The 14609-nt window shown below is 56.4% G+C and carries 12 protein-coding genes and 5 tRNA genes; 13 read left to right on the plus strand and 4 right to left on the minus strand.

The window, feature by feature from the left end:
• Positions 1–41 precede the first annotated feature (41 nt).
• From alaS to K7H21_RS06155, 13 genes are all read left to right on the plus strand, one after another.
• A complete protein-coding gene (gene alaS, locus K7H21_RS06095; protein WP_004124000.1) occupies positions 42–2669 on the plus strand; it encodes an alanine--tRNA ligase in 2628 nt (875 codons plus the stop codon).
• A 238-nt stretch (positions 2670–2907) separates the two neighbouring features.
• On the plus strand, positions 2908–3093 hold the full coding sequence (gene csrA, locus K7H21_RS06100) for a carbon storage regulator CsrA (protein WP_000906486.1): 186 nt from the start codon (positions 2908–2910) through the stop codon (positions 3091–3093).
• Between the two features lie 323 nt (positions 3094–3416).
• Positions 3417–3509 (plus strand) — tRNA-Ser (locus tag K7H21_RS06105).
• Between the two features lie 4 nt (positions 3510–3513).
• Positions 3514–3590: transfer RNA gene (locus tag K7H21_RS06110), tRNA-Arg, on the plus strand.
• Positions 3591–3784: 194 nt separating this feature from the next.
• Positions 3785–3861, plus strand: a tRNA-Arg gene (locus K7H21_RS06115).
• 192 nt (positions 3862–4053) lie between these two features.
• Positions 4054–4130, plus strand: a tRNA-Arg gene (locus tag K7H21_RS06120).
• Positions 4131–4251: 121 nt separating this feature from the next.
• Positions 4252–4328 (plus strand) — tRNA-Arg (locus K7H21_RS06125).
• A 448-nt stretch (positions 4329–4776) separates the two neighbouring features.
• A complete protein-coding gene (locus K7H21_RS06130; RefSeq protein WP_004123998.1) occupies positions 4777–5091 on the plus strand; it encodes a BON domain-containing protein in 315 nt (104 codons plus the stop codon).
• 127 nt (positions 5092–5218) lie between these two features.
• Positions 5219–5785, plus strand: a complete 567-nt coding sequence (gene yqaB, locus K7H21_RS06135) for a fructose-1-phosphate/6-phosphogluconate phosphatase (RefSeq protein ID WP_004123996.1) — start codon at positions 5219–5221, stop codon at positions 5783–5785.
• Positions 5782–6210: a YqaA family protein gene (locus K7H21_RS06140; protein WP_004123993.1), complete on the plus strand. Its 429-nt coding sequence runs from the start codon at positions 5782–5784 to the stop codon at positions 6208–6210. Before yqaB ends, K7H21_RS06140 begins: the two co-directional genes overlap by 4 nt.
• Positions 6211–6276: 66 nt before the next feature.
• Positions 6277–7833, plus strand: a complete 1557-nt coding sequence (gene gshA, locus K7H21_RS06145; protein WP_004123989.1) for a glutamate--cysteine ligase — start codon at positions 6277–6279, stop codon at positions 7831–7833.
• A gap of 165 nt (positions 7834–7998) precedes the next feature.
• A complete protein-coding gene (gene luxS / locus K7H21_RS06150) occupies positions 7999–8514 on the plus strand; it encodes an S-ribosylhomocysteine lyase (RefSeq protein ID WP_004104795.1) in 516 nt (171 codons plus the stop codon).
• Between the two features lie 57 nt (positions 8515–8571).
• Positions 8572–9339: an AraC family transcriptional regulator gene (locus K7H21_RS06155; protein WP_049113236.1), complete on the plus strand. Its 768-nt coding sequence runs from the start codon at positions 8572–8574 to the stop codon at positions 9337–9339.
• On the opposite strand, the gene leuA is transcribed toward K7H21_RS06155, so the two are convergent.
• The 4 genes from leuA to mprA all read right to left on the minus strand — a co-directional run bounded on the left by leuA (position 9318) and on the right by mprA (position 14526).
• Entirely contained in the window at positions 9318–10994 is a 1677-nt protein-coding gene (gene leuA / locus K7H21_RS06160; protein WP_223035653.1) for a 2-isopropylmalate synthase, read from the minus strand. The genes K7H21_RS06155 and leuA overlap by 22 nt on opposite strands.
• Positions 10995–11137: 143 nt before the next feature.
• Positions 11138–12676 (minus strand): multidrug efflux MFS transporter permease subunit EmrB, encoded by a 1539-nt coding sequence (gene emrB, locus K7H21_RS06165; protein WP_004123984.1) that lies wholly within the window; start codon positions 12674–12676, stop codon positions 11138–11140.
• 15 nt (positions 12677–12691) lie between these two features.
• Positions 12692–13864 (minus strand): multidrug efflux MFS transporter periplasmic adaptor subunit EmrA, encoded by a 1173-nt coding sequence (gene emrA, locus K7H21_RS06170; protein WP_004123983.1) that lies wholly within the window; start codon positions 13862–13864, stop codon positions 12692–12694.
• 131 nt (positions 13865–13995) lie between these two features.
• Positions 13996–14526 (minus strand): transcriptional repressor MprA, encoded by a 531-nt coding sequence (gene mprA, locus K7H21_RS06175; RefSeq protein WP_004104785.1) that lies wholly within the window; start codon positions 14524–14526, stop codon positions 13996–13998.
• Positions 14527–14609 lie beyond the last annotated feature (83 nt).

Consider the following 14609-nt stretch of genomic DNA (forward strand, 5'->3'; position numbering starts at 1 on the left):
GGCTGCCAGCGACATTTCGTTAGCTTGATTTCAGGATAATTATGAGCAAGAGCACCGCTGAGATCCGTCAGGCGTTTCTCGACTTTTTCCATAGTAAAGGACATCAGGTAGTTGCGAGCAGCTCCCTGGTGCCGCATAACGACCCGACCCTGCTGTTTACCAACGCCGGGATGAACCAGTTCAAGGATGTCTTCCTTGGTCTCGACAAACGTAATTATTCGCGCGCGACCACCGCGCAGCGTTGCGTTCGTGCGGGTGGTAAACACAACGATCTGGAAAACGTCGGCTACACCGCGCGTCACCACACCTTCTTTGAAATGCTGGGCAACTTTAGCTTCGGCGATTACTTCAAACAGGACGCCATCAAATACGCATGGGAACTGCTGACCGGTGAAAGCTGGTTCGCCCTGCCGAAAGAAAAACTGTGGGTGACCGTTTACGAAACCGACGACGAAGCGTTCGACATCTGGGCAAATGACGTTGGCGTACCGCGCGAGCGTATTATCCGCATCGGCGACAACAAAGGCGCGCCGTTTGCTTCCGATAACTTCTGGCAGATGGGTGACACCGGGCCGTGCGGTCCCTGTACCGAAATCTTCTTCGACCATGGCGACCATATCTGGGGCGGCCCTCCGGGAACACCGGAAGAAGACGGCGACCGCTATATTGAGATCTGGAACATCGTCTTTATGCAGTTCAACCGTCAGGCTGACGGGACTATGGAACCGCTGCCGAAGCCGTCCGTGGATACCGGTATGGGCCTCGAGCGTATTGCCGCCGTTCTGCAGCACGTGAACTCCAACTACGATATCGATTTGTTCCGCGATCTGATTAAGAACGTGGCGAAGGTTACCGGCGCCACGGATCTGTCTAACAAGTCGCTGCGCGTTATCGCCGACCATATTCGTTCCTGCGCGTTCCTGATTGCCGATGGCGTTATTCCGTCGAATGAAAACCGCGGCTACGTGCTGCGCCGCATCATTCGTCGCGCAATTCGCCATGGTAATATGCTGGGCGCGAAGGAGACCTTCTTCTGGAAACTGGTTGCCCCGCTGATTGACGTAATGGGTTCTGCCGGTGATGAGTTGAAACAGCAGCAGGCTCAGGTTGAGCAGGTGCTGAAAACCGAAGAGGAGCAGTTCGCCCGTACTCTGGAGCGCGGACTGGCGCTGCTGGATGAAGAGCTGGCTAAACTGCAGGGCGACACGCTGGACGGTGAAACCGCTTTCCGCCTGTACGATACCTACGGCTTCCCGGTTGACCTGACCGCGGACGTTTGCCGCGAGCGCAACATCAAAGTTGATGAAGCGGGCTTTGAAGCGGCAATGGAAGAGCAGCGCCGCCGCGCGCGCGAATCCAGCGGCTTTGGCGCGGACTACAATGCGATGATCCGCGTTGACGGCGCCTCTGAGTTTAAAGGCTATGACAGCCTGGAACTGAACGGCAAAGTCACCGCGCTGTTTATCGATGGCAAAGCGGTTGATGCGGTTAACGCGGGCCAGGAAGCGGTGGTCATTCTGGATCAGACGCCGTTCTACGCGGAATCTGGCGGCCAGGTGGGCGACAAAGGCGAACTTAAAGGCGCCGGTTTCTCCTTCCACGTCAATGACGCGCAGAAATACGGACAGGCCATTGGTCATATCGGTAAAGTCACCAGCGGCTCGCTGAAAGTCGGCGACGCCGTGCAGGCCGATGTTGATGAGGCTCGTCGTCAGCGTATCCGCCTCAACCACTCCGCGACGCACCTGATGCACGCGGCGCTGCGCCAGGTACTTGGTACGCACGTTGCGCAGAAGGGGTCTCTGGTTAACGACAAAGCGCTGCGCTTTGACTTCTCGCATTTTGAAGCGATGAAGCCGGAGGAGATCCGCGCGGTAGAAGATCTGGTGAACGCGCAAATTCGTCGCAACCTGCCGATCGAAACCAATATCATGGATATTGACGCTGCGCGTGAATCCGGCGCGATGGCGCTGTTTGGCGAGAAGTATGACGATCGCGTTCGCGTACTGAGCATGGGCGATTTCTCCACCGAGCTGTGCGGCGGTACTCACGCCTCGCGCACCGGTGATATCGGCCTGTTCCGCATTACCTCTGAATCCGGCACCGCCGCGGGCGTGCGCCGTATCGAAGCGGTCACCGGCGAAGGCGCGATGGCGATGCTGCATGCGCAGAGCGATCTGCTGGGCGATATCGCGCAGCTGCTGAAAGGGGATACCCACAGCCTCGGCGACAAAGTCCGCGCCGCGTTAGAACGCAGCCGTCAGCTGGAAAAAGAGCTGCAGCAGCTGAAAGAGCAGGCTGCTGTGCAGGAGAGCGCAAATCTCTCCAGCAAAGCGGAAGAGATTAACGGCGTTAAGCTGCTGGTCAGCGAGCTGGCCGGCGTTGAGCCGAAAATGCTGCGTACTATGGTTGACGATCTGAAAAATCAACTGGGTTCAACGATTGTCGTGTTGGCCACGGTCGCAGAAGGTAAGGTTTCTCTGATTGCTGGTGTGTCTAAGGATGTGACAGACCGCGTGAAAGCAGGGGAACTGATAGGTATGGTCGCCCAGCAGGTGGGCGGTAAAGGGGGCGGTCGTCCGGATATGGCGCAAGCCGGCGGTACCGATGCGTCTGCTCTCCCTGCTGCGTTGGCCAGTGTGAAAGGCTGGGTAAGCGCAAAACTGTAATAACTATAATTGCATAGATGCTGTGATTCTCGGATTACAGCATCTTGCGCGAGAAGCACTGATAACGATAAAGTCGGGTTGAAGTTGTGTATATCGGCTAAACTTAGGTTTAACAGAATGTGATGCCGTGACTGCTTACACCGTAGGGTGTTTGTCATCGCTTACTTTTTGGCGTTATATGATGGATAATGCCGGGATACGAGAGACCCGACTCTTTTAATCTTTCAAGGAGCAAAGAATGCTGATTCTGACTCGTCGAGTTGGTGAGACCCTCATGATTGGAGATGAGGTCACTGTGACAGTTTTAGGGGTGAAGGGTAACCAGGTACGTATTGGCGTTAATGCCCCTAAAGAAGTCTCCGTGCATCGTGAAGAGATCTACCAGCGTATCCAGGCTGAAAAATCCCAGCAGTCCAGTTACTAAGGTTTTCGCGCCTCGCTGTTCGGTGAGGCGCCTCCTTCTATCCCCCATTTGTGCCACTTTTCCTCTCCGATAGCTTCTCTTTTTTGTCTCTTTCTCAGCGTCCGCGACAGTTATCTTTTGCGTTAGCCGCGGCGTAATCGCCAATTTCTTGTTGATAAAATACTCTTTTTGCCGTTTTCACAGGCTAATTGCGCGGGAAGTGTGCAAACGAAAAAAAGGTCTCGAAAAAAGGTTTGACTTATAAGTACCAGAAAGTAATATGTGCGCCATCGCAGCGACGAAGAGCAGAAACAAGTTCTTCGAAGCACTCGTAAGAGGCGTGTGGTGAGGTGGCCGAGAGGCTGAAGGCGCTCCCCTGCTAAGGGAGTATGCGGTCAAAAGCTGCATCCGGGGTTCGAATCCCCGCCTCACCGCCATTTTGCATCCGTAGCTCAGCTGGATAGAGTACTCGGCTACGAACCGAGCGGTCGGAGGTTCGAATCCTCCCGGATGCACCATATTCTCCATACCTTCAGCAACGAAAGTGTGGATGAGGTGGCGGTATTAGCCGCAAGCACCAGAGAGGATAACGTTGCTTTAGCAACGGCCCGAAGGGCGAGCCGCAAGGCGAGTCATCCTCCCGGATGCACCATCTTACTTGATACGGCTTTAGCAGCGGTATCAAAATCTGCAGTAAAGTAAGTTTCCCGATGCATCCGTAGCTCAGCTGGATAGAGTACTCGGCTACGAACCGAGCGGTCGGAGGTTCGAATCCTCCCGGATGCACCATATTCTCCGAGATAGCAGCCACGCTGTTGTTTCACGGTCTGCGAGATAATCGCCAGCACCAGGGAGGATAACGTTGCTTCAGCAACGGCCCGAAGAGCGAACCGAGTGAGTCATCCTCCCGGATGCACCATCTCTTACTTGATACGGCTTTAGTAGCGGTATCAATATCGGCAGTAAAGTTAGTTTCCCGATGCATCCGTAGCTCAGCTGGATAGAGTACTCGGCTACGAACCGAGCGGTCGGAGGTTCGAATCCTCCCGGATGCACCATATTCTCCGAGATAGCAGCCACGCTGTTGTTTCATGGTCTGCGAGATAATCGCCAGCACCAGAGAGGATAACGTTGCTTCAGCAGCGGTATCAATATCGGTAGTAAAGCAAGTTTCCCGATGCATCCGTAGCTCAGCTGGATAGAGTACTCGGCTACGAACCGAGCGGTCGGAGGTTCGAATCCTCCCGGATGCACCATCTTCTCCGAGATAGCAGCCACGCTGTTGTTTCACGGTCTGCGAGATAATCGCCAGCACCAGGGAGGATAACGTTGCTTCAGCAACGGCCCGAAGGGCGAACCGAGTGAGTCATCCTCCCGGATGCACCATCTTCTCCGAGATAGCAGTCACGCTGTTGTTTCATGGTCTGCGAGATAATCGCCAGCACCAGGGAGGATAACGTTGCTTCAGCAACGGCCCTGAGTCATCCTCCCGGATGCACCATCTTCTCCGAGATAGCAGCCACGCTGTTGTTTCATGGTCTGCGAAATAAGCTCCAGCCACTCTCTTTGTCTCAAAACCTCTTAAGCGCAATAATACACCTCCCCCTTCAGCACTTTTTTCATTGGCAACTCCCTATTTCCACTATAATTTATTCCTGTTAACCGACCTGATACTGGGTGGGATAAGTGCAAGGAGAGAAATCCATGAAATGGTTCAAGGCAATATCTGCGTTTTGCGCGACGCTTCTGGTCGCCGTATCGCTGGCGGGCTGCGCAGGTTCGTCCACAAAGGAAAGTACCGGAGGGTATATTGACGATACCGTCGTGACCACCAAAGTCAAAACCGCGCTCTTCAATGACAAAGAGATTAAGTCTTCGGAAATTAGCGTCCAGACTTTTAAAGGTCGTGTACAGCTCAGCGGCTTTGTCTCATCCGCCGATAGCGCTAAACGAGCGGTAGAAGTGACGCGAAAAGTGCAGGGCGTTCGTATGGTTGAGAACGATTTAAGAATCAAATAAACGCACCACACTGCATCTGTATCAACAAGGGCGCCATCGAGCGCCCTTGTTGTATCTACCGCTGGCAGCGACAAAGCAGACCTTTTGCGTTACAGTAACTCCTCCTTAACAGGTTGGTGAGAAGACGATGTACGAACGTTACGCAGGACTGATTTTTGATATGGATGGCACGATCCTCGATACCGAGCCTACGCATCGTAAGGCATGGAACGAGGTTCTGGGACGTTACGGTATGCGTTTTGATATGCAGGCTATGGTCGCGCTTAACGGTTCTCCAACCTGGCGGATCGCTCAGGCCATTATCGAATTAAATCAGGCTGATTTAGATCCTCACTCTCTGGCGCAGGAAAAAACGGACGCCGTGAAAGCGATGCTGCTTGATAGCGTCCGCCCTTTACCGCTGATTGAGGTGGTCAAAGAGTGGCACGGTCGTCGTCCGATGTCGGTCGGTACCGGCAGCGAGAGCGCCGTTGCTGAAGCGCTGCTGGCCCATCTGGGCCTGCGCCACTACTTCTCGGCGGTGGTTGCCGCCGATCATGTCGCCAACCATAAACCCGCGCCTGATACTTTCTTACTCTGCGCTGAACGCATGGGCGTTGCGGCGGAGAAATGCGTGGTCTTTGAAGATGCGGACTTCGGTCTGCAGGCGGCAAAGCGCGCCGGAATGGATGCCGTGGACGTGCGATTGCTGTGAGCGACTCGCTGTCGCTGATATCGCTGTTTGCCAGCAGCTTTTTGAGCGCCACGCTGCTTCCCGGCAATTCGGAAGTGGTGTTAATTGCTATGCTGCTGGCGGGGGTGAGTCAGCCGTGGTTACTGGTTTTAATAGCAATAATCGGTAATAGCCTTGGAGGGGTAACTAACGTTATTCTGGGGCGCCTGTTTCCGCTGCGCAAAACATCGCGCTGGCAAGAGAAGGCGTCCGGCTGGCTGAGGCGCTACGGCGCGGCCGCGCTATTATTAAGCTGGGCGCCTGTTATAGGCGATTTGCTGTGTTTACTGGCGGGATGGATGCGCATTTCCTGGGGACCAGTGCTCTTTTTTTTATGCCTTGGCAAAGCAATACGCTATATCGTCGTTGCGGCGATAACGCTTCAGGGCATGACGTGGTGGCACTAATTGGACTGATTGTTCAACCATTACAATTATGCTAATTCAAACGATTTCGACAGGCGGGAGGTCAAATTGATCCCGGACGTATCACAGGCGCTGGCCTGGCTGGAAAAAAATCCGCAGGCGCTGCAGGGTATTCAACGTGGTCTTGAACGCGAAACGCTGCGCGTCAACGCTGACGGCACGCTGGCCACTACCGGTCATCCGCAGGCACTGGGTTCAGCGCTGACTCATAAGTGGATTACCACCGATTTTGCCGAAGCTTTGCTGGAATTTATTACGCCGGTTGATGGCGATATCCAGCATATGCTCACCTTTATGCGCGATGTTCATCGCTATACCGCACGTCATATTGGCGACGAGCGCATGTGGCCGCTGAGCATGCCTTGCTATATCGCGCCCGGCCAGGATATTGAACTGGCGCAGTACGGCACCTCTAATATCGGTCGCCTGAAAACGCTGTATCGTGAAGGGCTGAAAAATCGCTATGGCGCGCTGATGCAAACCATCTCCGGCGTGCACTATAACTTCTCGCTGCCGATGGCTTTCTGGCAGGCTAAGTGCGGCGTTGAGGATGCGGAAAGCGGTAAAGAAGCGATTTCAGCGGGCTATTTCCGCTCCATTCGCAACTACTACCGTTTTGGTTGGGTGATTCCGTACCTGTTTGGCGCTTCCCCGGCGATCTGCTCGTCGTTCCTGCAGGGCAAACCGACGTCGCTGCCGTTTGAGAAAGCCGGCAACGGCATGTACTACCTGCCGTATGCGACCTCGTTGCGTCTGAGCGATCTGGGCTATACCAATAAATCGCAAAGTAATCTCGGAATTACGTTTAACGATCTCTACGAGTATGTGGCAGGATTGAAGCGGGCGATTAAAACGCCTTCCGAAGAGTATGAAAATATCGGGCTGGAGAAAGACGGTAAGCGTCTGCAAATCAACAGCAACGTGCTGCAGATTGAAAACGAGCTGTACGCGCCGATTCGCCCGAAACGCGTGACCCGCAGCGGCGAAACGCCTTCCGACGCGCTGCTGCGCGGCGGTATTGAGTACATTGAGGTTCGCTCCCTGGATATCAACCCGTTCTCGCCGATTGGCGTTGACGAGCAGCAGGTGCGTTTCCTCGATCTGTTTATGGTCTGGTGCGTGCTGGCTGATGCGCCGGAGATGAGCAGCGACGAGCTGCTGTGCACGCGCACCAACTGGAATCGGGTGATTCTGGAAGGCCGTAAGCCGGGCCTGACGCTGGGGATTGGCTGCGAAACCGCGCAGTTCCCGCTGGCTCAGGTCGGCAAAGATCTGTTCCGCGATTTACGCCGTGTGGCGCAGACCCTGGATAGCATCCACGGATGCCAGGCCTATCAGCAGGCCTGCGATGAGCTGGTCGCCTGCTTCGACAACCCGGAATTAACCTTCTCGGCGCGCATTCTGCGTTCTATGCTTGAAGAGGGGATTGGCGGCACCGGCAGAGAGCTGGCCGATCGCTATCGGACGATGCTACGCGAAGAGCCGCTGGAAATTTTAAGCGAGGCGGATTTTGTTGCCGAGCGTGAGGCATCGCTACAGCGACAGAAGAAGGTGGAAGCGGCGGATAGCGAGCCGTTTGAAGCGCTGCTGGCAAGGCACGCGTAGCTTTACGCGCCGTAAAAAAGAAAACGGCCACATCACTGTGGCCAAACTTTCATCTCTGATTCAGGGATGATGATGATAATAAATGCGCGTCTTTCATATACTCAGACTCGCTGCCTCAAAAAGAGTTCATTTTATTTTTAAAAAAATCACTATCGGAGGTGAAGAATGCCGTTGTTAGATAGTTTCACAGTCGACCATACCCGAATGGAAGCGCCTGCGGTGCGTGTCGCGAAGAAAATGAACACGCCTCACGGCGATGAAATCACCGTTTTCGATCTGCGATTCTGCGTGCCAAACCAGGAAGTGATGCCGGAAAGAGGCATTCATACCCTTGAGCACCTGTTTGCCGGCTTCATGCGCGATCACCTGAACGGTAATGGTGTGGAAATTATCGACATCTCTCCGATGGGCTGCCGCACCGGGTTCTATATGAGCCTGATCGGTACGCCGGACGAGCAGCGCGTCGCGGATGCCTGGAAAGCGGCGATGGCCGACGTGCTGAAGGTGAAAGATCAGAACCAGATCCCGGAGCTGAACGTTTACCAGTGCGGAACCTACACCATGCACTCGCTGGAAGAAGCTCAGGAAATCGCTCGCCATATCATCGAGCGCGATGTCCGCGTCAACAGCAACGATGAGCTGGCGCTGCCGAAAGAAAAACTGCAAGAACTGCACATCTAGTGCTTCTGCTACGGCCCGGCGAACTCCGTCGGGCCGCTATTCCCTGACGCCGCGGCGATGTCGACGACCTTAACCTTCAATTTTCAACACCGTTCGCTGGTGCCTTTTGCCCATGATTACGCCCATGGCGATAGCGAACCCTGGCATCAGCACGATTGCGCCCAGCTGCTGCATATTCTCAGCGGCGTGGTGCGGGTAGAAACCGAGCATGGCTACTGGGTTGTGCCGCCGGGGCGAGGCGTCTGGCTGCCCGCCGGTACCCCACATACCCTACGGGTTACCGGCGCTGCGGCTGCGCGAACCCTGTTTATCGATCCTCTCGCGCGTGCCGATCTTCCCTCTGCCTGCCAGATAGTGCAGGTGACTCCGCTGCTGCGTGAACTGATTGTCGCGTCGCTGACGCTGGCGGAATCCTACGCGCCGGGCAGCCGCGATGAACGCATCTACGAACTGATCCTTGATGAAATTCGCGGTATGGCGGTGCTGCCGTTTGGCCTGCCGGAGCCGCAAAGCGAAGCCCTGCGCCGTTTATGCCAGAAGGTAAGAGAAGCGCCCGGCGACTCGTGGAGCAGCGCCGAGGCGGCGAAAGAGAGCAGCATGAGCGAGCGCACGCTGAATCGTCATTTTCAGCAGCAGACCACGCTCACCTGGAGCGAATGGGTGCGCCGGGCGAAGCTGATGGAAGCGCTGGTTCGCCTGGCGCAGGGGCAGTCGGTACTGCGGGTGGCGCTGGATCTCGGCTACGGTAGCCACAGCGCTTTTAGCGCCATGTTTCGCCGGGTAACAGGCGTTGCCCCCAGCGACTACTTCCGTTCACCGGAATAATGACCTGCGCTCATCGCATTACACAGCGCCTGCAGCGAGGCGCGCGCCACGTCGTTATCAATTCCCACCCCCCAGCGGCTGTCGCCATTCGGGAAGACGCAGCGAATATAGGCTACTGAACGGCTGTCGCTACGTTCGCCGAGGGTATGCTCGTGATAATCCTTAATCACGAAGTTCTGTTTTAACAGGCCGCTCAGCCCGCTGGCGGCGGCGGACAGCAGGCCGTTGCCGCGGCTCTGCAGACGTCGCGTTTCGCCGGCGATACGCAGGGAGGCCTGCAGAGAAAGCTGACCGTCCTGCTGGCTATCACTTTGGTAATCCAGCAGCGCCAGCGGCGGCTGGGGGAGCAGCCCATAGCGGGCGCGAAACAGCTGCCACAGCGCGTTGTGGGTCATCTCTTTACCATGTGTATCGGTTTCGCGCTGGACGTGCAGGCTAAAATCCTGCTGCAGCGCGCGCGGCAGCTTCAGACCATGATTCTGCTCAATCAGCCACGCGCTGCCGCTTTTGCCGGACTGGCTGTTAACGCGGATCACCGCCTCGTAGCTACAGCCGATATCCTGCGGGTCGATGGGCAGGTAGGGCATTTCCCAGCGATCGCCGGGCCGGCGGGCATCGAACCCTTTTTTGATCGCATCCTGATGCGAGCCGGAAAAGGCGGTATAGGCCAGGCTTCCCGCCCATGGGTGGCGCGGATGAACCGGGATCTGGTTGCAGCTTTCGACGATCTCGACCACCCGGTTCATCTCAGTGAACCTGAGTCGGGGATCGACGCCCTGGCTGTAGAGATTCATCGCCAGTGTCACCAGACAGACGTTACCAGTGCGCTCGCCGTTGCCGAACAGGCAGCCTTCGACGCGGTCGGCGCCGGCCATCACCGCCAGCTCCGCGCTGGCGACGCCGGTTCCCCGGTCGTTATGTGGATGGACGCTGATGCACACATCGGCGCGGCGCGAGAAGTGACGACAAAAAAACTCAATTTGATCGGCATAAACGTTAGGCGTGTTGACTTCCACCGTCGCGGGCAGGTTGATAATCATCGGCCGTTCGGCGCAGGGCTGCCAGATTTCCGCCACCGCTTCGCAAATTTCCAGCGCGAATTCCGGCTCGGTAAAACAAAAAGTTTCCGGGGAGTACTCGTATTGCCAGCGGGTCTGCGGCTGCTGTTCGCATTGCTGGCGGATAAGGCGGGTGGCTCGGGTCGCCAGCTCGACGATCTGCGCTTTGTTCATCCCGAATACCCGCTCGCGGAACAGCGGAGCGGTGGCATTATAGAGGTGGACGGTGGCGCGGCGGGCGTCGCGCAGCGATTCGAAGGTCCTGAGGATTAAATCTTCCCGTGCCTGGGTTAGCACCTGAATCGTCACATCCTGCGGGATACGCCGTTCTTCAATCAATTGACGCACAAAGTTGAAATCGGTTTGCGAGGCCGAGGGAAAGGCCACTTCGATCTCTTTAAATCCGCACTCCAGCAGTAAGTCCCAGAACTGCAGCTTGCGCGCGCTGTCCATCGGCTCGGCCAGCGCCTGGTTGCCATCGCGCAGGTCGGTGGAGAGCCAGCGCGGGGCGCGGGTAATTTGCTGCTCCGGCCAGCGACGGTCGGGCAGGGCAATAGGCGGATAGGGACGGTATTTTTCACCAGGTTGAGTCAGCATGATTTTCTCCTTCTAAGCGGATCTTTATCGTGCATGACAAGGCGAAGAGGCATCTCCAGCGAACTGGACATAAACTAGCGCAAACTGGACAACCTGCGCGGCGGCCATAAAAAAGGGATCCGTAGATCCCTTCAGGTCAAACCTTAGTGCGCGCCGCCACCGCCGCCGCCGGCGCTGAACGGCGGTCTGGCAAACCATACCAGCCCGAGCAGAAGGATAAATATCGCCGCCGAGAACCAGAAAATTTCGTTGGCGGAGATAATCAGCCCCTGGTTGGTTATCTGCTGCGCGATCCAGCCGGACGCCTGCTGCTGCGTCATCCCTAATCCCTGCAGTTGGTCATACATCTGCTGGGCGTTGGGATTATACGGCGTCACCGACTCGGTAAGCTGAGCATGGTGAAGCGCCTCGCGGTTCGTCCACATGGTGGTGGTAATCGAGGTGCCGATGGAGCCCGCCAGGGTACGCGTGAAGTTCGACAGGCTCGATGCCGCCGCTAGCCTTTCCGGCGGCAGGCCGGACAGCGTAATGGTGGTCAGCGGCATAAAGAAGCAGGCTACCGCGAAGCCCTGGATAAACTGCGGCCACGCCGAGGCGCCGAAATCCATACCCGGTTCGAAGGTCCACGCACGCCAGTAGAAGCAGACCGCGTACATAATAAAGCTGAAGGTGACTAGCCGACGCATATCCAGCTTATGCGCGAAGCGGCCGATAATCGGCGACAGGATAACCGGGATCACCCCGACCGGCGCCGAAGCCAGACCGGCCCAGGTGGCGGTATAGCCGTATACCTCCTGCAGTAGCTGCGGCAACAGCACGATAGCGCCGAAGTAGAGCATATAGGCGAGGCTGATACACAGGCAGCCGATGGTGAAGTTTCGCGACTTAAAGAGCGACAGGTCGACTATCGGGTTGTCGTCGGTTAACTCCCAGACGATCAGGAAGCTTATCGCCACCACCGCGACAATGGTCAGGATGATGATTTCGTTCGAGGCGAACCAGTCCAGCTCTTTACCCCGGTCGAGCATCACCTGCAGGCTGCCGATACCGATGATCAGCAGCGCCAGGCCGACGCCATCAATCCGCCGCTGCTCGGTGCGGGTTTCGCGATTGCGCAGGGTCTGTAGCGTCATCACCACCACGGCGATGCCAATCGGCACGTTGATAAAGAAGATCCAGCCCCAGTGGTAGTTGTCGCTGATATAGCCGCCGAGGATAGGGCCGCAAATCGGCGCGACGATCACCGTCATTGACCACAGCGCCAGCGCGATAGAGCGCTTGGCAGGCGGGTAGTTGCTGAGCAGCAGACTTTGCGATAGCGGGATTAGCGGACCGGCGACGATCCCTTGAATCACGCGGAAGAAGATCAGCATCGTCAGGCTGTTTGACATGCCGCAGGCCCAGGAGGCGATGGCGAACGCCACCGTCGACCAGAGGAACAGCTTCACTTCGCCAACGCGCTTTGCCAGCCAGCCGGTAATCGGAATGGAGATAGCGTTCGCCACCCCAAACGAGGTGATAACCCAGGTCCCCTGGCTCAACGATGAGCCAAGGTTACCGGCGATGGTGGGGATGGCCACGTTGGCGATGGTGGAGTCCAGCACCTGCATAAAGGTCGCGAGCGACAGCGCAATGGTCATAATGACCAGCTGCGCGCCTTCCAGCGGTTTTTGCTGTTGCATTACGCTCACCCCGAATTATCCGGCGTTGGCCTGGATGATGTCGTTTATCAGCTTATTGACCGGCTCAAGGCCGATTTCACGGGCATTACTTTCGTAAACCGGGGAGCTACGCACCTGGCTTGCCAGCATCTCGCCGCCGCGGTCGGTGGTGTTTACCTCAACGAGGGTCGAAAGGCCGATGCGCAGCGGGTGCTCTGCCAGCTGTTTTTCATCCAGCTCGATACGTACCGGCAGGCGCTGAACCACTTTGATCCAGTTGCCGGTGGCGTTCTGCGCGGGCAGCAGCGAGAAGGCGCTACCGGTACCCATATCGAGTCCGACCACTTTACCGGTGTATTTCACATCGTCGCCGTAAATATCGCTGATCACGGTGGCCGGCTGACCGATACGCATATGCGCCAGCTGCGTTTCTTTAAAGTTGGCGTCAATCCACAGATTGGTCGCCGGAACGACGGCCATCAGCGGCGTGGTGCTGCTGATTTGCGCGCCGGGCTGTACGGAGCGACGCGAAACGTAGCCGCTAATCGGGCTGACGATTTTCGTCCGCTGCAGGGCCAGCCAGGCGTTACGCACTTCAGTGGCCGCCTGCAGTACCGCAGGCTGCTGTTCCAGCTTCGTGCCCAGCACGATCGCCTGGTTGGCGTTGTACTGCTGAATCGCCACGTCCAGTTCGGCCTGGGCGCTGGCAACCGTGTCGCGGGCGTGCTGCAGCTCTTCGCGGCCAATCAGGTTGGCGGCCCCCAGCGGAATACGGCGGTTAAGGTCGGTCTGCGCCTGGGAGAGCGCGGTTTTTTTAACCTCAATGCTGGCCTGCAGTTGCTTGCTGTTGATCATCTGCTGGCGAGTTTGACGCACGCTGGCGGCCAGCTGGGTTTGCGCTTTTTCAAACGCCTGCTGGGCATCGGTCTGGTCGAGGGTGACCAGCGGATCGCCTTTTTGCACGTAGTCAGTATTGTCGGCCCAGACTTTCGTCACGCTGCCGGACACCTGCGCCATAATTTGAACCTGATTCCCTGCCACGTACGCGTCATCGGTCTCTTCGAAGTGACGCAGTACTAAAAACCAATAAATCCCGTATGCCACGGCAACAATAATAAAGAGCAAGGTCAGCAGCAGTAGGGCGCCTTTACGCTTCCCTTTTTTGCTGCCCGGTTGCTGCGGGGTTTGGCTCTCCGCATTTGCGCTCATGTTATTCTCCACGATCTTATTATTTCACATCGGCTGAGCCGACCTGTTTATCAGAAAGGCCAGCAGAAGATCTGCTGGCCTGTTCGTTTCCTTGTCAATCCAGAAAAAGCGTTGAGCGGCTGGTTCCGCGCTTAGCGCAGAGACTCCGCAAGCACGCCATCCTCTTCCATTTGGTCGAGGCGACCAAGCAGCTTACGGGTGATGTGCTCGAGCTGATCTTTTTCGCTGGTGCTTAAAGAAGACCAGAGCTGATGCAGGCAGTTGTGCTGCGGCGGTAACACTTCGCGCAGGAACTGATGCCCCTTTTCGGTGAGCTGTAAATGCAGGCAGCGACGATCGTTATCGCTTTCGCGGCGCTCAATCCAGCCGCGTTTTTCCAGCTCGTCGGCAATGCGCGTGGCGTTGGTGCGCGAAGAGCCCAGCGCGCAGCTCAGCTCGGAAGGCTGAATGCTGTGGTTTTCCTGAGACTCAAGCGTGATCAGCGCCATAAACAATGTCTCGTTAATCCCTTGCGCTTTCAGCATCTTGTTACGGTTTTCCAGCAGCTTTCCCTGCATATGCATGCAAAGGCGGGTGAGCAGAATTTCCTGAAAAGGAAAGTCTTCGTGACGGCTGGCGCGGAACTTGAGCATTTGCTCAATGGGAGTAAACGAACTATCCATTTTGGTTATGACCTCATTAATTACAGTCGATATAATAACTATTGTGACAAATAAATCAAATGAATTATTGACAAAAATTGATA

The sequence above is a fragment of the Klebsiella sp. CTHL.F3a genome (genome assembly GCF_019890895.1).
Classification (GTDB): Bacteria; Pseudomonadota; Gammaproteobacteria; order Enterobacterales; family Enterobacteriaceae; genus Klebsiella; species Klebsiella grimontii.